Genomic DNA, 20,815 nt, shown 5'->3' with positions numbered 1-20,815 from the left:
ATGCCGGCCCCGGCCGCACCGCTCGAGCGCCTGACGGGCGCCAAGCCGGCCGCCACGCCCGCACCGGTGGCGGCCGAGCCCGTGCGCTCGGAGGAATATTACCAGACCAAAAGCATGATCTTCTCGGCGCTGCTCGAGGCGATCGACCTGGCGCAGCTGACGACGCTCGATCCCGACAGCGCCCGGGAAGAAATCCGCGACATCGTCAACGAGATCATCGCGATCAAGAACCTCGTTCTGTCGATCGCCGAGCAGGAAGATTACCTCGACGACATCTGCAACGACGTGCTGGGCTATGGCCCGCTCGACCCGTTGCTGGCGCGCGACGACATCGCCGACATCATGGTGAACGGCGCCCTCAAAACCTACATCGAGGTGAAGGGCAAGATCCAGCTCACCAACGTGCGGTTCCGCGACAACGCCCAGTTGATGAACATCTGCCAGCGCATCGTCAGCCAGATCGGCCGCCGGGTCGATGAGGCCTCGCCGATCTGCGACGCGCGCCTGATGGACGGCTCGCGCGTCAACGTCATCGCGCCGCCGCTCGCCATCGACGGGCCGGCGCTGACGATCCGCAAGTTCAAGAAGGACAAGCTCACCCTCGACCAACTGACGCGCTTCGGGGCCATCTCGCCGCAAGGGGCCGAGATCCTGAAGATCATCGGCCGGGTGCGCTGCAACGTGCTGATCTCGGGCGGCACGGGCTCGGGCAAGACCACGCTGCTGAACTGCGTGACGAACTACATCGACGACGACGAGCGCATCATCACCTGCGAGGACGCGGCCGAACTGCAACTGCAACAGCCCCACGTGGTGCGGCTCGAAACCCGGCCGCCGAACCTCGAGGGCACCGGCTCGGTCACCATGCGCGACCTCGTCAAGAACTGCCTGCGCATGCGGCCCGAGCGCATCATCGTCGGCGAGGTGCGCGGCCCCGAGGCCTTCGACCTGCTGCAGGCGATGAACACCGGCCACGACGGCTCGATGGGAACCCTGCACGCCAACTCGCCCCGCGAAGCGCTGAGCCGCCTCGAATCGATGATCACCATGGGAGGCTATTCGCTGCCGTCCCGCACCATCCGGGAGATGATCACCTCCTCGGTCGACGTGGTGATCCAGGCGGCACGCCTGCGCGACGGCTCGCGGCGCATCACCCACATCACCGAGGTGATGGGCATGGAAGGCGACGTGGTGATCACCCAGGACCTGTTTCTTTACGACATCGTCGGCGAGGACGCCCAGGGCAAGATCAAGGGGGAGCATCGCTCGACCGGCATCGGCCGTCCGCGCTTCTGGGACCGCGCCCGCTATTACGGCGAGGAGCAGCGATTGGCCGCGGCGCTCGACGCGTCCGAGGCCGTGTGAGGACCGGGAACGGAAAGCCGGCGTTTACCCTGTCGGGTTAAGGTCGGGCTTGGGATTCCAGGGAACCGCACCGCCGATGGACCAGCACCTCCTGATGACGGTCGTCCTCGCCGGCATCGCCGTGGTGGCGACCGTGCTGGTCGCGTTTCCGGGATTGTTTTCCGACAACCGCGCCGAACAACGGCAGAAGTCCATCGGGGCGCGTCCCATCCGCACGCTCAATGACGCCAGCCGGGACCCGAATGCCCGGCGCAAGCAGGTGTCCGACAGCCTAAAGGACCTCGACAAGCGGGCCGGCACCAAGCCGACCCTGGAGATCCGCCTCACCCAGGCCGGCATGACCTGGACCCGGCGGACCTACATGCTGGTGTCGGCCGGGCTCGGCTTGGGGCTCGGGGCCGTGGTGTTCGTGTGCGGGGGATCGCCCCTGGTGGCCGGCGGCAGCGCCCTGATCGGGGCCTTCGGGATGCCGCGCTGGATGCTGACCTATCGGCGCAACCGACGCTTCAAGCAGTTCCGCCATTATTTTCCCGAGGCGCTCGACATGATCACCCGCGGCGTCAAGGCCGGGCTGCCGCTCAACGATTGCCTGCGGGCGATCGCCCGCGAGGCCCAGGAGCCGGTGCGCTCCGAATTCCGCGCCATCGTGCAGGCCCAGGGTATCGGCCTGCCGGTCGGCGAGGCCGCCGAGAAGATGGCCGAGCGCATGCCGATCCCGGAGGCCAACTTCTTCGCCATCGTGATCGCCATTCAGTCGAAGGCGGGCGGCAACCTGTCGGAAGCGCTGAACAACCTCAGCCGTGTATTGCGCGACCGCAAGAAGATGGAGGGCAAGGTCAAGGCCATGTCGTCCGAGGCCAAGGCGTCGGCCGGCATCATCGGCTGCCTGCCTTTCGTGGTGGGGACGCTCGTCTACCTGTCGTCACCGCAATACATGAGCCTGCTCTTCACCACCGACACCGGGCACATGGTGATGCTGGGCTCTGCGGTCTGGATGGGCATGGGCATCCTGGTCATCAAGAAAATGGTCAGCTTCGACATCTGAGCGCAGGAGAGCCGCGTGTTCGATCTCATCGCGGCTCGCCTGGGCGACTCGCAGTTCTTGTTCTCGATGCTGGTCGCGGTCGCCGCCATGGCGACCGTGCTGACCGTGGCGATGCCCTGGCTGATGCCGGCCGACAACCTGAGCCGCCGCATGAAGGCGGTGTCGACCGAACGCACGCGGCTGCGCGAGCGCGAACGCGAACGCCTCGCCGTCGACAAGAAGGGCCTGCGCGAAAAGCCCAAACCCTATATGGTGCGGGTGGTCGAGCGGCTGAACCTGCGCAAGTGGCTCGGCACCGACACGGCGCCGGCCCAGCTGGCAGCGGCGGGGTTCCGCGGCAAGAAGGCCGAAATCGCCTTTCTGTTCTTCCGGCTGGTGTCCCCGGCCGTGATGCTGCTGGCGAGCTGCTTCTACCTGTTCGTCATCCTGGATCTCGACTGGCCCCTCACCTGGAAGATCGGCGCCGTGCTGGCCGCCACCTATATCGGCGCCAAGGGGCCCGACCTTTACCTCAGCAATGCCACGCAGAAGCGGCGTACGTCGCTCAAGCGCGCGTTTCCGAACACGCTCGACCTGCTGCTGATCTGCGTCGAATCCGGCATGTCGATCGAACATGCGATCCGCAAGGTGGGGCTGGAGATCGGCACCGAATCGGTGCCGATGGCCGAGGAGCTGACCCTGACGGCGGCCGAGCTTTCCTACCTGTCAGACCGCCGCCAGGCCTACGAAAATTTCGGCATCCGGGCCGGCACGGATCACATCAAGGCCGTCACCTCGGCGCTGCTCCAGGCCGAGCAATACGGCACCCCGATGGGTCAGGCCCTCCGGGTGCTGGCCCAGGAAAGCCGCGACACCCGCATGATGGAGGCCGAGAAGAAGGCGGCCTCGTTGCCGCCCAAGCTCACCGTGCCGATGATCTTGTTCTTCCTGCCGGTGTTGTTCGCCATCATCGGCACCCCGGCCATCATCCAGATCAGCGCCGCCAACCATTGAAGCGGGCGTGGGCCGGCCGGGACGCCGGACCCGTTGAAACGACAGACCGGGCGTGAAGCCGGCAATGGCTACGCTCAAGCCTGCCTCAGGTTTCAGGTCGGCATGGGCTTATTCGGGATGGCGTTGCGGGCCGCTCAATGCCGGAAATGCCGGAACCCGGTGAACACCATGGCGAGGCCCGCCGCGTCGGCGGCCGCCACCACCTCGTCGTCGCGCATCGAGCCGCCCGGCTGGATCACCGCCGTGGCACCCGCCTCGATGGCGGCCTGCAGGCCGTCCGCGAAGGGGAAGAAGGCGTCCGACGCCAGCACGGCGCCCCGGGTGAGGCTTTCCCCGAGGCCCGCCGCCTTGGCGGCATCGGCCGCCTTCCAGGCCGCGATGCGGGCCGAGTCGACGCGGCTCATCTGCCCGGCCCCGATGCCTACCGTGGCACCGTCCCGGGCGAACACGATGGCATTCGATTTCACATGCTTGGCCACCCGGAAGGCGAATTTCAGGTCGGCCAGTTCCGCCGGGCTCGGGGCGCGGCGGGTCACCACCTTCAGCTCCATGGATTCGACGTCGGCCGCGTCGCGGTCCTGGGCCAGGAAGCCGCCCGCCACCGTGCGCAGCGTCAGGCCCGGGGCATGCGGGTCCGGCAGGGCCCCGGTGAGCAGCAGCCGCAGGTTCTTCTTGGCCGCCACGAGCGCCACCGCCTCGTCGTCGGCCTCGGGTGCCACGATCACCTCGGTGAAGATGGACACGATGGCGCGCGCCGTTTCGGCATCGAGCCGCCGGTTGACCGCCACGATGCCGCCAAAGGCCGAGGTGCCGTCGCAGCGGTAGGCCTTGGCATAGGCCTCCGCCAGCGTCGGGCCGGTCGCGACCCCGCACGGGTTGGCGTGTTTGATGATCGCCACCGCGGCCGTGTCGCGGGGAAACTCGGCCACCAGTTCGATCGCCGCATCGGTGTCGGCGATGTTGTTGTACGACAAGGCCTTGCCCTGCACCTGCCGGGCCGTGGCGACGCCGGGGCGCCGCTCCCCGGTCAGGTAGAAGGCGGCCCCCTGGTGGGGGTTCTCGCCATAGCGCAGCACCTCCTGGCGGCGGCCGCCGAGCGCCCGGAAGGTCGGCGTCGCGAGCCCGGCGGCCTCCGCCATCCAGGCCGAGATGGCGGCATCATAGGCGGCCGTCCGGGCAAAGGCCTTCTGGGCCAGCATCAGGCGGGTTTCGGCCGTGGTGCCGCCGCCCGTATGACGCATGTCGTCGAGCACCAGCCGGTAATCCTCAGGCTCCACCACCACCGTCACGTCGGCATGGTTCTTGGAGGCGCCGCGGATCATCGCCGGGCCGCCGATGTCGATGTTCTCCACGCATTCCGCGAAGGGGGCACCACGCGCCACCGTCGACTCGAAGGGGTAAAGGTTGACCACCAGCAGGTCGATCGGCGCGATGCCGTGCGACAACATGGCGGCCTCGTGCTCGGGGTTCTCGCGGATGGCCAGCAGGCCGCCATGCACCTTCGGGTGCAAGGTCTTCAGCCGGCCGTCCATCAGCTCGGGGAAACCCGTCAGGTCGGCCACGTCGCGCACCGGCAGGCCTGCCTCGCTGAGCGCCTTGTGGGTGCCGCCGGTCGACACCAGCTCGACGCCCGCCGCGTGCAGGGCCGCGGCGAACTCCCGCAGGCCGGTCTTGTCCGACACGGACAGGAGGGCGCGTTTGATGGGGCGGAGATGGGCCATGGGTCACTCTTGAGGGCGGATCGTCGAGGTGCTGGCCGCCGCATAGCATGATCGTTGCGGCGGAGGAACGCAGGCGGCCGTGATGGTCGCGGCGGCTCGGCGCCCCTAAATGCAATCATGAAGCTTGGCAGCAAAGGTTTCGCGCCTTGCCGCGCGGGCGTCATCATGCCCAGTTAGATCGATGAAGCAGGATCGGGCATGAAGGGAAGAACGGTGCGGGACACCTATCGTGGCCGGCAGGCTTGGCGGCTCCTCGTGGCCGGCGGCGCCGCCGTGGCTCTTCAGGGTTGCAGCCTGCGGGTGCTCGACCCTGCGGGGCCGGTGGCGGCGGGCGAGCGCACGATCCTGCTCAACTGCCTCGCCATCATGCTGTGCATCATCCTGCCCACCATGGCGGCGACGTTGTTCTTCGCCTGGTGGTACCGCCCGGGCAACTACAAGGCCAAGCGTCGGCCCGACTGGAGCTTTTCGGGCCGCGTCGAGCTCGTCACCTGGTCGGTGCCGTTGATGACCATCATCTTCCTCGGCGGTATCGCCTGGATCGGCAGCCACGACCTCGATCCTGCCAAGCCACTGCCGGGCAACAAGACCCCGCTTGAAGTCCAGGTGGTGTCGCTCGATTGGAAGTGGCTGTTCATCTACCCCGAGCAGAAGGTGGCGACGGTGAACCAGCTCGTGGTGCCGGCCGGCACGCCGGTGCATTTCAGCCTGACGTCGAACGGCGTGTGGAACTCGTTCTTCGTGCCGCAGCTCGGCTCCCAGATCTACACCATGCAGGGCATGACCACGCAGGTGAACCTCCAGGCCGACCGCGAGGGCTCGTTCCTCGGCCTGTCGAGCCACCTCAGCGGCGAAGGCTTCGCCGATATGACCTTTGAGACCAGGGCCGTGTCCGATCAGGCTTTCGCGAGCTGGGTCAAGGGCGCCCAGGCGGCCCCCCAGAACCTCGACGACGACGCCTACAAGGCCTTGTCGAAGCAAAGCAGCAAGAACCCGCCCGCGCTCTACCGCCTCGCCGACGACGGGCTGTTCGGCAAGATCGTCGGGCACGTCCTGCCGCCAGGGCCCGGGCCCGACAAGGGTGAGCCCACCCCCGACGTTCATCCCAAGCAAGGAAGCTGACACGTGCTGGGCAAACTCACCCTCGCGGCCATCCCGCTCGACCAGCCGATCCCGCTCGCGGCCGGTGGCGTCGTCGGGCTGATCATCCTCGGCGTCCTCGGCTGGGTCGTGTTCGCCGGGCACCTTCCCTACCTGTGGAAGGAATGGATCACCTCGGTCGACCACAAGAAGGTCGGCATGATGTACGTCCTCATGGCGCTTGTAATGCTGCTGCGTGGCTTCACCGATGCCATCATGATGCGCACCCAGCAGGCGCTGGCCTTTAACGCGCCAGGCTACCTGCCGCCCGATCACTACAACCAGATCTTCTCGGCCCATGGCACGCTGATGATCTTCTTCGTCGCCATGCCGTTCATGATCGGCCTGATGAACTTCGTGCTGCCGTTGCAGCTCGGCGTCCGCGACGTTGCCTTTCCGACGCTGAACTCCGTGTCGTTCTGGTTGACCGCCACAGGGGCGCTGCTGGTCAACGTGTCGCTCGTGGTGGGCGAGTTCCAGAAGACCGGCTGGATCCCGTACCCGCCCTTGTCGGAGCTCACCTATTCACCGGGCGTCGGCGTCGATTATTGGCTGTGGTCGCTCGAGATCTCGGGCATTGGCACCCTGATGACGGGCATCAACTTCGTCACCACCATCCTGAAGATGCGGGCGCCCGGCATGGGCTACCTGCGCATGCCGATGTTCTGCTGGACGGCTCTCGCCACCAACCTGCTGATCGTCGCGGCCTTCCCGATCCTGACGGCCGTATCGGCCATGCTGATCCTCGACCGTTACCTCGACTTCCACTTCTTCACCGACACGATGGGCGGCAATTCCATGCTGTTCATGTCGCTGATCTGGGCCTGGGGCCATCCGGAGGTCTACATCCTCATCCTGCCGGCCTTCGGGGTGTTTTCCGAGGTGGTGTCGACCTTCTCGGGCAAGCCGCTGTTCGGCTATCGCTCGATGGTGATGGCCACCATGGCGATCTGCCTTTTGGCCTTCATGGTGTGGCTGCATCACTTCTTCACCATGGGGGCCGGCGCCGACGTCAACGGGGTCTTCGGCATCATGTCGATGATCATCGCGGTGCCGACCGGCGTGAAAGTCTTCAACTGGCTGTTCACCATGTACGGCGGCCGGGTCCGCATGACGGCCGCCATGCTGTGGAGCATCGGCTTCATGCTGACCTTCGTGGTGGGTGGCATGACGGGCGTGCTGCTGGCGGTGCCGCCGGCCGACTTCGTGCTGCACAACTCCGTGTTCCTTGTGGCGCATTTCCACAACGTCATCATCGGCGGCGTGCTGTTCGGCGCCTTTGCGGGCTACACCTACTGGTTCCCCAAGGCGACCGGCTTCCGGCTGCACGAGGGCTGGGGCAAGGCATCGTTCTGGTGCTGGCAGATCGGCTTCTGGCTCGCCTTCGGGCCGCTCTACATCACCGGCCTCGACGGCATGACGCGGCGGCTGCAGCATTACGATGTGCCGGAATGGCGGCCGTGGCTGTTGATCGCGCTCGTCGGCGCCTTGACGATCCTGGCCGGCATCGGCTGCCAGATCATCCAGCTCGTGGTGTCGATCCGCAACCGGCACGAACTCCGCGACCTGACCGGCGACCCGTGGGACGGGCGTTCGCTGGAATGGTCGATGGCCTCGCCTCCGCCCGTCTTCAACTACGCCGTGCTACCCGACGTGCATGGCGAGGAGCCGTATTGGTCGATCAAGGAAACCGCCAGGGGGCAGCAGCACCTGGCCGACCTGCCGAACTATGAAGCCATCGAGGTCCCGCGCAACAGCCCGACCGGCTTTGTTTGCGCTTTCTTCGCGACGCTGATCGGCTTCGCCATGATCTGGCACATCTGGTGGCTCGCCATCGCGGGGCTGGTCGGCGCTTATGCGACCTTTGTGGTCTTCGCCTGGCGCGACCGCACCGAATACGAGATCCCGGCCGCCACGGTGGCGGCCATCGACGCCCGCAACCGGCAGGCGCGCAGCCAGGCGCTGAAAGAGCTGGAGACCGCTTCGTGAGCTCGACCACCTCCGCCTTCGCCGGACCCGGGCGCCGCGATCCTGCTGGTGGCGCTGGCGGCAAGCCGCCCGCCAAGCACGATCCTTATGGACTCGGCCGCGACGCCGGGCGCGACAGCGAGGCGACGGGCCACGGCAGCGGCGGCCCGTCGCCCAAATACATCGTGGTCGGCTACGGGTTCTGGATCTTCATCCTGTCCGACTTCATCACCTTCGCGACGTTGTTCGCCGCCTATGCGGTGTTGAAGGACGCCACCGCGGGCGGCCCCGCTGGCGCGGCGTTGTTCGATCGCGGCGGCGTAGCGCTCGAAACCGTCTGCCTGCTGCTATCGAGCTTCACCTGCGGCATGGCTACGCTGGCCATGCGGGCCCGCAGCGTGCGCTGGTTCCAGATCGCCATGGCGGCCACCGCCGTGCTGGGGCTCGCCTTCCTGGGCCTCGAGGTGCACGAATTCGCCGGCCTCGTGGCGGAGGGCGCCGGCCCGAGCCGCTCGGCCTTCTTGTCGGCCTTCTTCACACTGGTCGGCTGCCACGGGCTGCATGTGTCGGTCGGCATGCTGTGGCTCGGCACCATGATGGCGCAGGTCTGGGCCAAGGGGTTCCGCGACGACATCGTCCGCCGCACCTCCTGCTGGGCCTTGTTCTGGCACGCGCTCGACATCGTCTGGGTCGGCGTCTTTACCGTGGTGTACCTGATGGGAGTGAGCGCATGAGCCCGACCGGACCCTCGCGCACCCCCGCCGGCACGGCATCCCTGGCCGGCCTCGCGGTGCTGGGGCTGATCGGTCTTGCGGGCCACAAGGCGACGCCAGCCTTGTCGGTCGCGGCGACGAACGCATCGGGGAACAGTCCCCAGGGAAAAGGACGAGGGCGGGGCGGTCGTTCCATGCCGTCCGACCAGGACGCCTCGGGCGCCAGCCAGCATGGCGATTCCGCCCCGGGCGAGTCCAAGAAGGACAGCGCCGATGTGCCCACCGCGATCCGCACCTACCTGATCGGCCTCGGCCTTGCGGTGCTGCTGACGGCCGGCTCCTTCGGCCTCTCCTACACGCACCTCGTCTACGGGCCGGCAATCCCGATCGCCCTGATCGTCTTCGCGGTGGCGCAGATCGGCATCCACCTCGTGTTCTTCCTGCACCTCACCACCTCGCCCGACAACATCAACAACGCCCTCGCCTTGGCGTTCGGGGTGTTGATCCTGCTGGTGCTGATCAGCGGCACCCTGTGGATCATGGGACACATGAACGCCAACATGATGCCGATGGGCGGCATGGCGATGCCGCAGGGCGCGATGACCACGTCGCCCTGATGACCGCGGCCCCGCGACTGTCGCGGATGCCGACGATCACTCGACGGCGGCCACATCCTGCTGCGGTCGGAACAGGATCAGGGCGCCGCTCGCGACGATGAGCGCGATACCGACCCACATGGCCTGTGAGGGCAGGTCACCCCAGATCAACCAGCCGAGCAGCACCGCCCAGACGATCGCCGTGTAATGGAAGGGCGCCAGCAGAGACGCCTGCGCCAGGCTGAGCGCCTTGTTGACGCAGATGAAGCACGTCATCGAGACGAGACCGACCAACAGCATCAGGCCGGCATCGCGCAAGCTCGGCGTCACCCAATGAAAGGCGCTGACGGCGCCGCCGATCAGCCCGGCCCCGACGAATTGCCAGGCCACCAGGGTGAGCCAATCGGTTCGGCTGAGACGGCGGGTGATCACCATGGCGATGGCGAACATCAGCGAGCCGCCAAGCGCGATCAGGGCATGTCCGGACAGGACCTGGCCCGAAGGCCGCAGCGCCACAAGCACGCCCAGGAAACCGAGGCCCAGCGCCGCGATGCGCCAAGGCCCGATGCGTTCACCCAGCAGAGCCACGGCCAGGACGGTGATGAAGAGCGGCGCCGCGAGATAGAACGTCATCACGTCTGCGAGCGGCAAGGCCTGGGTGGCCGCGTAAAAGGCGAAGCTGTCTCCCGCCATGACCAGCACACGCAGCAGGTGGAGCCCGAGCCGCGGCGGCATCCGACGGCTTTCCGGGCGCGACACCAGCATCGGCAACAGAAAGACGCCCGCGCCGATCGTGCGGATCAGCATGATCTGACCCACGGGGTAATCGGCCACGAGCCACTTGCCCAGGGCATCGTTGATGGCGAAGAGGCAGATACCGAGCGAGAACAGGGCGATCGCCAGACCCGGGCGGCCGTTTGAATGAACCCTGACGATCATCGGATGCCTGGAAGACGCCCAGCGGGCCCGCGCAGCACTGGGTGTTATTCCGGGAAATAACCGTTTTGGTTAGCATTGCAGCGGCGATCGGCGAGCTTGTAGGAGATCGGATCGCAGGGTGTCGTATCGGCGGCGCACATGGCGACGCAACTGCCACCATTGCTGAACGGCGTCGGTGCACGTTGAACCGATCCGATGCGGCGGCCACCATAATCATCCGTCATGCCGCCGCGCCCCCACTGCGCCATGGCCGGACCAGCCATCAGCACGAGTGCGGCCACGAAGGCGGGAAGGAAACGCATCGACACGTTGGAAACTCCGGCCGGGGACATTCGAAGGGGAGGACAAGCCATCGACCCTTCTGCGAACGGAACGTGCCGAAGCGCGTTCCGTTCCGCCGGTCGACTGGCTACTTCGGCGCTAGAACCATCACCATCTGGCGACCTTCGAGCGACGGCTCGGACTCCACCTTGGCAATGCCGAGCGTCTCGGACTTGACGCGATCGAGCAGGCGGAAGCCAATATCCTGGTGGGCCATCTCGCGACCTCGGAAGCGCAGGGTGATCTTCACCTTGTCGCCTTCATCGAAGAACCGCTGCACCGCCTTCATCTTGGTGTCGTAGTCATGCTCGTCGATGCCGGGACGGAGCTTGATCTCCTTGACCTCGACGATCTTCTGCCGCTTGCGGGCTTCGGCGGACTTCTTCTGCTCGAGAAAGCGGAACTTGCCGTAGTCCAGGACCTTGCAGACCGGAGGAGTGGCGTTCGGCACGATCTCGACGAGGTCGAGCCCTGCCTCTTCGGCGACCTTCTGGGCCTCGAGGATGTCCGTGACACCACGGTTCAGCCCTTCGGCATCGATCAGCTGGACTTCGCGGACACGGATCTCACGATTGATCCGGGGCCCCTCCTTCTGCGGGGCCGCAGTGGCTTTCATAGGTCGGCGAATGGAATCCTCCTGGTGCTATCGCGCACGAACAAACGACGGTGTCCCCGCGGAACGCGCCGCGAGGACCAATATGATAGGATTGCCCCTGCCTCCGTGCAAGTCAATCCCCGGCGGAGAGCCTTACTTGAGGTCGTCCGGCACCTTGCCGCCATTGGCGGCGAGCTTCTGCATCACCTGCTTGTGCAGCCAAACGTTCATCGTGGCGGAATCGTCGGTCGAGCCGGAATAATGCAGCTCCTTGGCGAGCTCCTGGCGGGCCGACAGGCTCGAATCGAGGTCCAGCAGCTTCATCAGATCGACGATGGACCGACGCCAGTCGAGCGACTGGCCATTCTTGGCCGCGAGGTCGGTCAACACCTTCTCGACATCGACACTTCCGGCCGCCGGCGCAGCGCCGCCGGTCTGGCCCGGCGAGGCCGGGGCGGCGGCGGGGTTGTTCATCGAACCCTGGTCGGGAGCCGGAGCGGCGCTGCCACTGGTCTGGGTGGGCGCCGGGGCGGGGCTGCCCGGGTTGGTCGGAGCCGGTGCCGCATTGGCGTGCGAGAAGATCTTGCCGAGGATCGAGCCGAAAATACTCATGATGAACTCCCGATTGAATGCCGGGGACAACGCCGTTGCGCCGCATTTGTGCCAATCGCGCCACCATCGCCTGCCCCGGGCGGCTTGGCAGTGCGGAGCGTTGCGGTCTAGAAGGCGCAGCGCCTCCCAAGGCGCGCCCTCGAGGAACAGCACCATGACCAGCCGCGTCATTCCGGTCGATCCGTTCACGCTGGTCGTGTTCGGCGGCTCCGGCGACCTGTCTCGCCGGAAAATCCTACCGGCCCTGTTCCACCGCGATGCCGCCGGCCAGCTGCCGCCCGAAACCCGCATCATCGGCGTATCCCGCCGCTCGGTCAGCCGGCCCGACTTCCAGACCTTCGCCCGCGCGGCGCTGACCGACCATGTGGCCGAAGCCAACCGCGACCCGGCCGTCGTCGAGCGCTTCCTCGAGCGGCTCGACTACCTCAGCGCCGACGCCCGCGAGGATGGCGGCTGGGACGAGCTGGCGCACCGGCTCGAGGAGCGCGACGACATCAAGGTGTTCTACCTCGCCACGACGCCCGAGCTGTTCGCCCCGGTGGCGGAGCGCCTGGGCGCCCACGGGCTTGCGGGCCGCAATAGCCGCATCGTGCTCGAAAAGCCGATCGGCAAGAACTTCGCCTCGGCGCTCGCCGTCAACGCGGCCATCGGCAAGGTCTTCCCCGAGGAGGCGATCTACCGGATCGACCATTATCTCGGCAAGGAAACGGTGCAGAACCTGATGGCTCTGCGTTTCGCCAACGCCTTGTTCGAGCCGCTTTGGACCGCGGCCCACATCGACAACGTGCAGATCACGGTGTCGGAGGAACTCGGCGTCGAGGGCCGTGCCGGCTATTACGACACGGCCGGCGCCATGCGGGACATGGTGCAGAACCACATCCTGCAACTGCTCTGCCTCGTGGCCATGGAGGCGCCGACCTCGCTGGCGGCCGATTCGCTGCGTGACGAGAAGCTGAAGGTGCTGAAGTCCCTGAAGCGCATCGACGGATCGAACGCCGCCCAGGCGACCGTGCGGGGCCAGTACCGGGCCGGCGCTTCGGCGGGCGGTGCCGTGACGGGCTACCTCGACGAGCTCGGAGCGCCGAGCAACACCGAAACCTTCGTGGCGATCCGGGCCGAGATCGGCAACTGGCGCTGGGCGGGCGTGCCGTTCTACCTGCGCACCGGCAAGCGGCTGCCCGCGCGGGTGTCGGAGATCGTGGTGCAGTTCCGCGCCGTGCCGCATTCGGTGTTTGAGCAGCCGCCCGAGCCGAACCGCCTGGTGATCCGGCTGCAGCCCGACGAGGGCGTCAAGCTGTGGCTGATGATCAAGGATCCGGGGCCGGGCGGCATGCGGCTGCAGCACGTGCCGCTCGACATGAGCTTCGCCGAATCGTTCAACACCCGCAATCCGGATGCCTATGAGCGGCTAATCCTCGACGTGGTGCGGGGCAATCAGACCCTGTTCATGCGCCGCGATGAGGTCGAGGCCGCCTGGACCTGGGTCGACCCGATCATCGAAGCCTGGGCCGCCTCGAGCGAGCCGCCGAAACCCTATGTGGCCGGCACCTGGGGCCCCGCGGCCGCCGTGGCGCTGACCGAACGCGACGGGCGCAGCTGGTCGGACGCCAGCTGATCGGAGGCCGATGGGGCGAAGAATATTGTCTTTCGCCCCGACGTCGTTACGCAGCGCCGGCGTAGGATTTTTCTTCCACGATCCTGGCGCCCACCAGCAGGTTGATGCGCTTCTTCACCGCGGCGCGCCGATCGTTGGTCTCGTAGACGGCCCGGGCGAGTGCCACGAAGCCAGGGCCGAAGTCGCCGCGCTTGTCGTACAGCCGGATGTCGTCCTCGATGGCCCACAGCTGGCCGTTGATGTCCATCAGCGCTTCGGCGAGCTCGTCGAGTGCGGCGCAGGGCGCCAGGTGGGCCGCCTGGGCGGCCTCGAGCGTCGCCAGCTCGTGCCGCACGTTGGCGAGCCGCGCCGGGTCGCGCATGCGCTCGGCCTTGATGCGCAGGATGGTGATCTTGTCGACGAGTTCACCGGCCCCGACCTCGACCAGAAGCGGGCGGGACGCGTCGATGCTTGGATCGGGCATGAACTCAATAGGCTCCGCTCTGGCGCAACACCGAGGGGCGGCTCAGCGCCCCGATTCGATGTGGCTGTAGACTTGTTGGGTGAAGATGAAGATGTGCGACCCGATAAAGGTCGCGCTCAAGCTCAGCACCAGCAGCACCGCCACGATCTTCGGCACGAAGGTGAGGGTGTTCTCCTGGATCTGGGTGAGGGCCTGGAACAGCGCCACTGCGAGGCCCACCACCATGGCGGTCGCGACGGCGGGGCCGGCGGCGATCACCGTGGTCCAGATCGCGGCCTGGATCAGCGCGAGGGCGTCGGCCTCATTCACGTGGTCGAGCTCGTGCTGCTGCCGCCGATGGTGACCGCATCGTCGAGCGTCACCGTGCCGCCGCTCGACAGGGTGGCGGTGGCGGTGCCGTCGGACGACACCGACACCGACGACACCGTGCCCGACACCGTGCCCGAGGTCACCGTGCGGCCGATGGTGCTCTCGGCCTGGGTCAGGGCCGAGCTGGTCAGCAGCGTCTTCAGCTTGCTGTTCATGTTCACGCCCTGCTCGACATTCGAGAAGGTGGCGATCTGGCTCAGGTATTGGGTCGGGTCCGACGGGCTCGTCGGGTCCTGGTTCTTCAGTTCCTGCACCAGCAGCTGCAGGAACGAATTGTAGTCGACCGTCGTGGCGGAGCTCGACGAGGTGGCGCTCGCCGCGGTCGTGGCGGCGGCGGTGCTAGAGGTGGCGGAGCTGACGGTCGTCATGGGGAACCCTTTGGATGCGGCGGGCCGCGGCTAGACTCTCACCGGGCCAGGTGGGGCACCACCCGGCCCGTTGGGGCAGCCGACCCCGAAGGAATGCGAGGGTCTGTCTGGTTCCAAGCGGAACCAGACAGACCCTAGGACGCCTGGGCCAGGGCCGCCACCGGGGCGACCAACTCTTGTTCGAGCGGCAACAGCGTGCGGATCAGCTTCAAGGCCTCGAAATGGCGCTTGCGCCCGACCAGGGCCGACACCTTGGCAAGCCCCTCAAGGATGCCCTGGTCCTTGTAGACGGCCGCCATGGCGCGGCTTTGCTGTTCGAACACGGTGCCGTTGATGGCGAGATCGTGCGGGTCCATCAGCATCAGCTGCACGATGTAATAAAGCTGGCGCATCGGCGTCGTGGCATCGCTTTCCAGCATGACATGCGCCTGGAGCAGGAACACGGCATCGTTGAGCAGCTCGAGCGACACCTTCCGGTCCGGCTTCAACACGGCGCCGTTGATGTAGATCTTCTCGTTGGCGCGAAGGGTAATGTGCATGGTCGAGCCTTAAGCCAAGCCGTCACGGATGATGCCGCAGATGTCCGCCAGGGCCGCCAGATCGCGCGAGTCGCCCGTGTCGATGCGGGCGATCTCGGCCAGGATGCCGAGACCGACCGAGATGAGATCCGCCCGCAGCTTGGCCGGCAGGTCGTTGTCGGGGCTCGTCAACGACTTGATGAAGATGCCCCAGAGCTGCGACGTAAAGGCCAGCGCCTCCTGTTCGGCCCGCGACCCCGGGGCCGTCTCGGCGGCGGCCAGCAGCAGGTCGGCCGCGTGATCCAGGGCGCGCCGCTCGGCCGCACGGCCATCGGTGACGCTGTCTTCGAGGATTTCGGAGTAGGAGTACTGATACATTCCAATCCCTTGCGCGGGGGTGGGCTCGGGGTGTCGCGGTTTTAGCCGAGGTAGTTGACGAGGCTCAGTTTCTGCAGCTGGGCCGTCACCGAATAGGTGGCGTTGAGCTGCGTCTGCAGCGTCGCGATGCTGGTCGACAGGTCGGTCTGGTTGACGCCCGCCATGGCATCCACCTGGGTGGAAAGGATGTCGCTTTGCGTCGACAGGGCCGTGTCGGCATCGCTGACCGCCGTCTGGGCGATGCCGACGCCCGCCTGCAGGGTGGTCAGGTTGTTGATGGCGCTGCTGACGAGGCTTGTGGCGGCCGACAACACCGCCGCGCTGGCGGCCGAGCCGAAGTTCGAGCCGCCGAATTCCGTCACCATCGCATAAGCTTGCGACAGCTGCCGGAACGGCGCCTCGTTGGCCGACACCGATGTGTTGATCGTCTGCCCCGACGAGATCTCGCTGCTGATCGGGGTGCTGGACGCCGAAGACCAGTTGGTGGTGAAGTTCGAGGCGGTGAACATGCTGGCGAAGCTGCCGCTCAGGAAGCTTTGCATGTCGGTGCCGCTGATGCTGCCGGCGCTCGACGAGGTCTGGCTCGTGCCGAAGCTGGACGAAAAGGCCGCGTCGATCGCGGTCTTGTTGGCCGCCGTGCTGGTATAGGTGGTCACCGGCTGAACAGCCGTGTTGATGCCGCCGAAAATATACTGGCCCGACACGGAAATGTTCAGCGCCGACGTCATGGCGGCGAGCGACGAGCTGGCATTGGTCTGCAGCGAGGTCGTCAAGCCGCCGCTGCTCGACGCCGTGGTCAAGGCCGACAGGAAGCTCGAGGCGGCGGTGCGGATCGAATCGAGCGACGTGACCGTGGAGGACAGCCGCGTCGTGGCCAGCGTGTTGTTGGTCTGGTAGGTGGCCAGGCTCGCCTGCTGCTGCTGCAGGGCGACGAGCTGGCTCGACCGGGCCCCGAGCGTCAATCCGACATCGGCGTAAACGCCGCTCGCGAGCTCAGACTGGGCATCCGACAGCTTCGACTGCACCTGCAGCACGTTCTGGCGCGAAACCGATGTGATCGAGGGTGACGATACGTAAACCACCGAAGCCCTCCCTTACTGCATGGCCGAGATCAAGGAGCCGAACATCGACTTCACGGTCGACATCAGTTCCGCCGACGCCGAGTAGGAATGCTCGAGGTCCAGCATCTGCGACAATTGATCATCGAGGTTAACGCCCGTTGAATTCGACAAGCTCGTGGTCGCTTGATTGACCAGGGCGCTGGCGCTCGTGGACGTCGCGGTGGCAGTCGAGCGCGATGCCTCGAGCCAGGACACCGACGAGCCCGCATAGGCCGCAAGCGTCCCGGAAGCGGCCGCTCCCGAGGTGGCATCGAAGGTTTGCGCCGTGTTGAGCGCCGTGCCGAGCGCCATCAGGCGGGTCGAGAAGGCCGCGGCCCCGGTGGTGTTGGCGTTATAGGCCGCATTCGTCGGGTCGCCGACATTGCCGTCGCGCATGCGGGCCAGCGAGCCGCCTTTCGACGGGTCTGCATTGGCGTTCACCGTGATGGCGGCCGCCAGCCCGGTCTGCCCGGTGCTCGGCATGGCGGGCGAGCCCGAATAGGTGAACAGGCCCGGGATGGTGGCGGCGGACCCACCCGTCTGGTCGCTGTCCGCGAAGACCGTGACGAGGCCCGAGGCGATCTGGTTCAGCTGGTTCTGATAGGCGACCGTCGTGGTGTCCCGCAGCCCCGTGAGGCCCGCGATGCTGCCGCTCGCCAGCGGCATCACGGAAGACGAGCCGGTGATCGGGATGCCGGCCACCACCACGGCATTGCCCGTGGTGCCATCCGCAAAGGTCGTGGTGGGGGAGAAGGTGATCGTGTTGGGCTTGCGGTCGAACAACGTCACGCCGCTGTCGGTGTAGATCGACATGCTGCCATCGACGTTGGTGGTCGTGACGATGCCCATGTCCTTCGACAAGGCCGTCAGGATGCTGTCGCGCTTGTCCTGCTGGTCGGAAATGTCGGCGCCCGTGGCGGTGCCGGTCACGATGGCGGTGTTGACCGCGGTGAACTGGCTCAACAGCGCATTGGCGTCCGTCACCGCATTGGCGATGTCCGTGTCGGCCTGCTTGCGGACGGTCTGCACCGTCGTCGAGGCGGCATTGAGCTTACTGGCCAGGGCTTTGGCGTCGCTCAGGAAAGCTTGGCCGAGCGCCGTATTGTCGGGCGCCGCCGCATAGCTGGTCAGGGCCGCGGTCAAGCTGGCCAGCAGGGCAGCCGGGGAGGTGCCGACCGATGTCTTGTCGGTGCTGCTTTCGCTGTTCGAGGCGCTGCTGGTCAGGTTGACGGTTTGTTCCAGGGCATCGAGGCCGGACGACAGGGCATCCGCCGATTGCGCGTCCGAGGTGGAGCTCAGCAGCTGGTTGAACAATTCGGTGTTCGACGACCGCGACACCGTGACGGTCGGAATCCCGTCCGCTTGGGTGGTGAGGCTGGCGATGCGCCGCGAATAGCCGGCGTCGTTGACCCCGGCGATGTTCTTGGACACCACCGTGGTCTGGTTCGCGTTGGCCTGCAGCGCCGCCTGCGCGATGGAGAGCGTGGTGGACAGGCCCATGGGATCAACTCACCTGTGGTCGGACGCGGCGCCTTACGAGACGCGGATGTTGTTGAGGGTGCCGAGCAGGTCCGACGCGGTCTGCAGCACCTTGGAATTGGCCTCGTAGCCGCGCTGGGCCGAGATCATGTCGGTCAGCTCCGTCGCCAGATCGACGGTCGAGCCCTCGAGCGACGACGACTGGATGGTGCCCATGCCGCCCGATCCGGGCGTCGCGAGAACGATCGAACCCGATTCGCTGTTGGTCGTGTAGGCGTCGCCCGAGATGGTGGTCAGCAGGTCCGGGCTCGTCACGTTGGCGAGCGCCACCTGGTAGGCCGCCTTGGTGACGCCGTTCGAATAAACCTGGTTCACCGTGCCATCGCTGCCGACCGTGATGGATTTCAACGAGGCCGGCGCCGAGCCGTCGATGGTGCTGGTGGTGGTGGACGATTTCGCGGCCAGCATGGTCGACTTGCTCATGTCGATGGACAGCGTGTTGCCGTTGGGAATCGTCACCGAGATCGGGCTGCCGCTCGAATAATTGCCGGTCGAGGCGTTGAACGCCAAGGATGTCGTGGTCAGAGCGCTCGAAGAATAAGGGAAGTTCGACGTGCTCGAGGCCGCGCCGGAATGGTTGTAGACCGAGACGCTATAGTCGCCGCTGGTGTCGGATTTCGTCATGTAGACGTCGAGCGTGATCGGCGTCCCCAGATTGTCGTAGGCCGTCATCTGCTGGGTGTAGGTGTAGGTCGAGGCGCTTGTGTTGGCGGATGGCAGGCTGCCCGATGCCACCACGTCGGCAGCCGAATTGAGGTTGACCGACAAGGTGGCGCTGCTCGATGCAGAAGCCACGAGGCCGGTGCTGCCGACGTTGATGGCCTGCAGGGTGGAGCCGCTCGGCAGCTGGTAGCCCATCAGGGTATAGCCGGCCGTGTTCATCAGCGTGCCGTCGGACTGCTTGGTGAAGGAGCCCGCGCGGGTCAGCGCCTGGGCGCCCGAGCTGTCTTCGCCGACGAAGAAGCCGTTGCCGCTGATGGCCAGATCGGTCGACGACGTGGTCGAAGTGATGGTGCCCTGGGTCGAGACGCCGTAGCGGACATCGGTCAGCACACCGCCCGACGAATAATCGCTCGAGCCTGAATTGCCGAGCAGCGTTTCAAATTCGGTGGAGGCGCGCTTGTAGCCGGTGGTGCTCGAATTCGCGATATTGTCGCCGATCGTGCCGAGCTTGCTGGCCTGCGCGGCCATGCCGGACACGGCCGTGTTGAGTGCGCTGAAGAGACCCATAGGGATTCCTGATGTTTCGGGGAGAGTGCCGGGTCGAGCTTGCGTCAGGCTGGGGCGTCAGACGCCGGACGGCCGCCGCCGACGCCGCAGAAGCTGCGGGCATTGTCGGTCCAGGCCCCGAAGCCGCTCTTCACCATCTTGCCGATCACGGCGCAGACGTATTTTTTCTGCGCCGGGTTGTTGTTGGGGCCTGCATTGTAGCGTGCCACCGCCAGCGTCCAGGTGCCCTCGCGGGCCCGCAATTCCTTCAGGAACCGGGCCGCGTAATCGATGTTGTGGGCCGGGTCGAACATTTCGGTGACGGAGCCGAACTTGTCGCCGTGATACTTGTAGTTGATCTGCATGCAGCCGACGTCGATCAGCTTGGCGCCGTTGCGCCGCGCCGCCGCAAAGGCCGCCAATCCTTCGGCGAGGCTGCCGTTCACGCTCGGACGCCCGTCGATGTTCATCGCATAGGGCTGCAACCCGTCACGGCCGCCGGTCTCGTTCAGCCCCACGGCGTAGAACACCGCGAGCGGCACGTCGTAGCGCTTGGCGGCGCCGGCGATCTCCTTTTCGCAGGAGCCCGCCAGCGCCGCGCCATTGCCGGCCAGCAGGCTACAGATAAAGGCTGCCGTCCGAAAAGCGGCTCGGAGCTGCGGGCGGCGCTTGGGTCGGATCATCGCGATCGCTCTGGTTGGTGTCGTCGGAGGTCGCGGGCGCATTCGATCCCCGGCGGCCCGTCGAGGCGGAATCGGCAGAAGCGCCCTGTGGCTGCTGTTGCGAGGCGCCGCCGTTCGTCGAAGCGCCGCCGCTTCCCGTATCGCTCGACGTCGGGGTCGAATCGTCGAGCCGCAGGTCGGCCGTGGCGCCGCCCAGCGCCTCGACGGCCGCCGACAACACGTGCCGGTCGCGCTCGAGCAGGTGCAGTGCCTGGGGCGTGCTGACGGCGATCTGGATATCGACGGCGTCGTTCTTCATGCGCAGCGTCACCGACACCGGCCCGAGGTGGTCCGGGTTCAGCTGGATCGTCAGGGTCTTCAGGGCACCGGCCACGGCCTTTTCGTCGGTCACGGTCGCGGCGGCCGCCGTGCTGGCTCCGTTCGCGGCCGACAGCGTTGCGGCGGCCCGTCCGGCTGGGGCGGGTGCCGGCGCCAGGGACTGCAGCGCCGTAACCACCTGCTGGGCGGGCGTCGGCACCGCGCCGGTGGCGTCGGCGGTCGCGGTAGTGGCGGTGGTGGCCCCAAT

23 protein-coding genes are annotated in these 20,815 nt (G+C 66.6%); 8 read left to right on the top strand and 15 right to left on the bottom strand.

The annotated features are described in order from the left end of the window. The 3 genes from P7D22_RS18140 to P7D22_RS18130 all read left to right on the top strand — a co-directional run bounded on the left by P7D22_RS18140 (position 1) and on the right by P7D22_RS18130 (position 3,403). On the top strand, positions 1-1,365 hold the full coding sequence (locus P7D22_RS18140) for a CpaF family protein (RefSeq protein ID WP_319935663.1): 1,365 nt from the start codon (positions 1-3) through the stop codon (positions 1,363-1,365). 76 nt (positions 1,366-1,441) lie between these two features. After that, positions 1,442-2,410, top strand: a complete 969-nt coding sequence (locus P7D22_RS18135; RefSeq protein ID WP_319935662.1) for a type II secretion system F family protein — start codon at positions 1,442-1,444, stop codon at positions 2,408-2,410. Between the two features lie 15 nt (positions 2,411-2,425). Further along, entirely contained in the window at positions 2,426-3,403 is a 978-nt protein-coding gene (locus tag P7D22_RS18130) for a type II secretion system F family protein (RefSeq protein WP_319935661.1), read from the top strand. A 134-nt stretch (positions 3,404-3,537) separates the two neighbouring features. On the opposite strand, the gene purH is transcribed toward P7D22_RS18130, so the two are convergent. Then, a complete protein-coding gene (gene purH / locus P7D22_RS18125; protein WP_319935660.1) occupies positions 3,538-5,124 on the bottom strand; it encodes a bifunctional phosphoribosylaminoimidazolecarboxamide formyltransferase/IMP cyclohydrolase in 1,587 nt (528 codons plus the stop codon). A 198-nt stretch (positions 5,125-5,322) separates the two neighbouring features. Here purH and cyoA point away from each other — a divergent pair, with 198 nt between their 5' ends. The 4 genes from cyoA to cyoD are packed head-to-tail and all read left to right on the top strand — an operon-like array spanning position 5,323 to position 9,562. Then, positions 5,323-6,246, top strand: coding sequence for a ubiquinol oxidase subunit II (gene cyoA, locus P7D22_RS18120; protein ID WP_319935659.1), 924 nt, complete (start codon positions 5,323-5,325; stop codon positions 6,244-6,246). A 3-nt stretch (positions 6,247-6,249) separates the two neighbouring features. After that, on the top strand, positions 6,250-8,253 hold the full coding sequence (gene cyoB / locus P7D22_RS18115; protein WP_319935658.1) for a cytochrome o ubiquinol oxidase subunit I: 2,004 nt from the start codon (positions 6,250-6,252) through the stop codon (positions 8,251-8,253). Next, entirely contained in the window at positions 8,250-8,966 is a 717-nt protein-coding gene (locus P7D22_RS18110; RefSeq protein ID WP_319935657.1) for a cytochrome (ubi)quinol oxidase subunit III, read from the top strand. Before cyoB ends, P7D22_RS18110 begins: the two co-directional genes overlap by 4 nt. After that, complete coding sequence (gene cyoD, locus P7D22_RS18105; RefSeq protein ID WP_319935656.1) at positions 8,963-9,562, top strand: cytochrome o ubiquinol oxidase subunit IV; 600 nt, start codon at positions 8,963-8,965, stop codon at positions 9,560-9,562. The genes P7D22_RS18110 and cyoD overlap by 4 nt, the downstream gene beginning before the upstream one ends. 36 nt (positions 9,563-9,598) lie before the next feature. Here cyoD and P7D22_RS18100 read toward each other — a convergent pair whose 3' ends face one another. From P7D22_RS18100 to P7D22_RS18085, 4 genes are all read right to left on the bottom strand, one after another. After that, a complete protein-coding gene (locus tag P7D22_RS18100) occupies positions 9,599-10,480 on the bottom strand; it encodes a DMT family transporter (RefSeq protein WP_319935655.1) in 882 nt (293 codons plus the stop codon). Between the two features lie 44 nt (positions 10,481-10,524). Next, positions 10,525-10,788, bottom strand: a complete 264-nt coding sequence (locus P7D22_RS18095) for a hypothetical protein (RefSeq protein ID WP_319935654.1) — start codon at positions 10,786-10,788, stop codon at positions 10,525-10,527. Between the two features lie 101 nt (positions 10,789-10,889). After that, positions 10,890-11,417: a translation initiation factor IF-3 gene (gene infC / locus P7D22_RS18090; RefSeq protein ID WP_319935653.1), complete on the bottom strand. Its 528-nt coding sequence runs from the start codon at positions 11,415-11,417 to the stop codon at positions 10,890-10,892. A gap of 132 nt (positions 11,418-11,549) precedes the next feature. Further along, complete coding sequence (locus tag P7D22_RS18085; protein ID WP_319935652.1) at positions 11,550-12,008, bottom strand: DUF3597 domain-containing protein; 459 nt, start codon at positions 12,006-12,008, stop codon at positions 11,550-11,552. Between the two features lie 154 nt (positions 12,009-12,162). Here P7D22_RS18085 and zwf point away from each other — a divergent pair, with 154 nt between their 5' ends. Next, complete coding sequence (zwf, locus tag P7D22_RS18080; protein ID WP_319935651.1) at positions 12,163-13,623, top strand: glucose-6-phosphate dehydrogenase; 1,461 nt, start codon at positions 12,163-12,165, stop codon at positions 13,621-13,623. 46 nt (positions 13,624-13,669) lie between these two features. On the opposite strand, the gene P7D22_RS18075 is transcribed toward zwf, so the two are convergent. The 10 genes from P7D22_RS18075 to P7D22_RS18030 form a co-directional block, all read right to left on the bottom strand. Next, positions 13,670-14,086 (bottom strand): DUF6165 family protein, encoded by a 417-nt coding sequence (locus P7D22_RS18075; RefSeq protein WP_319935650.1) that lies wholly within the window; start codon positions 14,084-14,086, stop codon positions 13,670-13,672. A gap of 42 nt (positions 14,087-14,128) precedes the next feature. Then, positions 14,129-14,395, bottom strand: coding sequence for a flagellar biosynthesis protein FliQ (fliQ, locus tag P7D22_RS18070; protein ID WP_319935649.1), 267 nt, complete (start codon positions 14,393-14,395; stop codon positions 14,129-14,131). Then, complete coding sequence (flgD, locus tag P7D22_RS18065; RefSeq protein ID WP_319935648.1) at positions 14,392-14,823, bottom strand: flagellar hook assembly protein FlgD; 432 nt, start codon at positions 14,821-14,823, stop codon at positions 14,392-14,394. The genes fliQ and flgD overlap by 4 nt, the downstream gene beginning before the upstream one ends. Positions 14,824-14,957: 134 nt before the next feature. Further along, on the bottom strand, positions 14,958-15,362 hold the full coding sequence (flbT, locus tag P7D22_RS18060; protein WP_319935647.1) for a flagellar biosynthesis repressor FlbT: 405 nt from the start codon (positions 15,360-15,362) through the stop codon (positions 14,958-14,960). A gap of 9 nt (positions 15,363-15,371) precedes the next feature. Then, positions 15,372-15,719, bottom strand: a complete 348-nt coding sequence (flaF, locus tag P7D22_RS18055) for a flagellar biosynthesis regulator FlaF (protein ID WP_319935646.1) — start codon at positions 15,717-15,719, stop codon at positions 15,372-15,374. Between the two features lie 41 nt (positions 15,720-15,760). After that, the gene (locus P7D22_RS18050) at positions 15,761-16,801 is read right to left on the bottom strand and encodes a flagellar hook-associated family protein (RefSeq protein ID WP_319935645.1); all 1,041 of its coding nucleotides are present in this window, start codon (positions 16,799-16,801) and stop codon (positions 15,761-15,763) included. Between the two features lie 12 nt (positions 16,802-16,813). After that, the gene (flgK, locus tag P7D22_RS18045; RefSeq protein ID WP_319935644.1) at positions 16,814-18,319 is read right to left on the bottom strand and encodes a flagellar hook-associated protein FlgK; all 1,506 of its coding nucleotides are present in this window, start codon (positions 18,317-18,319) and stop codon (positions 16,814-16,816) included. Positions 18,320-18,352: 33 nt separating this feature from the next. After that, a complete protein-coding gene (locus tag P7D22_RS18040) occupies positions 18,353-19,588 on the bottom strand; it encodes a flagellar hook protein FlgE (RefSeq protein ID WP_319935643.1) in 1,236 nt (411 codons plus the stop codon). Between the two features lie 44 nt (positions 19,589-19,632). Then, entirely contained in the window at positions 19,633-20,250 is a 618-nt protein-coding gene (locus tag P7D22_RS18035; RefSeq protein WP_319935642.1) for a transglycosylase SLT domain-containing protein, read from the bottom strand. After that, the coding region (locus P7D22_RS18030) for a flagellar hook-length control protein FliK (RefSeq protein ID WP_319935641.1) at positions 20,186-20,815 on the bottom strand (630 nt) is incomplete at its 5' end. The genes P7D22_RS18030 and P7D22_RS18035, both read right to left, overlap by 65 nt.

The organism is Lichenihabitans sp. Uapishka_5, from assembly GCF_033947565.1.
GTDB lineage: Bacteria > Pseudomonadota > Alphaproteobacteria > Rhizobiales > Beijerinckiaceae > Lichenihabitans.
This window is presented reverse-complemented; position numbering and strand designations above follow the sequence as displayed.

Excerpts from the sequence above, each read along its gene's own strand:
- flbT (WP_319935647.1), bottom strand. The coding sequence starts at position 15,362 with ATGCACATTACCCTTCGCGCCAACGAGAAGATCTACATCAACGGCGCC.
- purH (WP_319935660.1), bottom strand. The coding sequence starts at position 5,124 with ATGGCCCATCTCCGCCCCATCAAACGCGCCCTCCTGTCCGTGTCGGAC.
- flgD (WP_319935648.1), bottom strand. The coding sequence starts at position 14,823 with ATGACGACCGTCAGCTCCGCCACCTCTAGCACCGCCGCCGCCACGACC.
- P7D22_RS18135 (WP_319935662.1), top strand. The coding sequence starts at position 1,442 with ATGGACCAGCACCTCCTGATGACGGTCGTCCTCGCCGGCATCGCCGTG.
- P7D22_RS18040 (WP_319935643.1), bottom strand. The coding sequence starts at position 19,588 with ATGGGTCTCTTCAGCGCACTCAACACGGCCGTGTCCGGCATGGCCGCG.
- cyoA (WP_319935659.1), top strand. The coding sequence starts at position 5,323 with ATGAAGGGAAGAACGGTGCGGGACACCTATCGTGGCCGGCAGGCTTGG.
- P7D22_RS18140 (WP_319935663.1), top strand. The coding sequence starts at position 1 with ATGCCGGCCCCGGCCGCACCGCTCGAGCGCCTGACGGGCGCCAAGCCG.
- P7D22_RS18035 (WP_319935642.1), bottom strand. The coding sequence starts at position 20,250 with ATGATCCGACCCAAGCGCCGCCCGCAGCTCCGAGCCGCTTTTCGGACG.
- P7D22_RS18085 (WP_319935652.1), bottom strand. The coding sequence starts at position 12,008 with ATGAGTATTTTCGGCTCGATCCTCGGCAAGATCTTCTCGCACGCCAAT.
- cyoD (WP_319935656.1), top strand. The coding sequence starts at position 8,963 with ATGAGCCCGACCGGACCCTCGCGCACCCCCGCCGGCACGGCATCCCTG.
- P7D22_RS18075 (WP_319935650.1), bottom strand. The coding sequence starts at position 14,086 with ATGCCCGATCCAAGCATCGACGCGTCCCGCCCGCTTCTGGTCGAGGTC.
- flaF (WP_319935646.1), bottom strand. The coding sequence starts at position 15,719 with ATGTATCAGTACTCCTACTCCGAAATCCTCGAAGACAGCGTCACCGAT.
- zwf (WP_319935651.1), top strand. The coding sequence starts at position 12,163 with ATGACCAGCCGCGTCATTCCGGTCGATCCGTTCACGCTGGTCGTGTTC.
- infC (WP_319935653.1), bottom strand. The coding sequence starts at position 11,417 with ATGAAAGCCACTGCGGCCCCGCAGAAGGAGGGGCCCCGGATCAATCGT.
- P7D22_RS18100 (WP_319935655.1), bottom strand. The coding sequence starts at position 10,480 with ATGATCGTCAGGGTTCATTCAAACGGCCGCCCGGGTCTGGCGATCGCC.
- flgK (WP_319935644.1), bottom strand. The coding sequence starts at position 18,319 with ATGGGCCTGTCCACCACGCTCTCCATCGCGCAGGCGGCGCTGCAGGCC.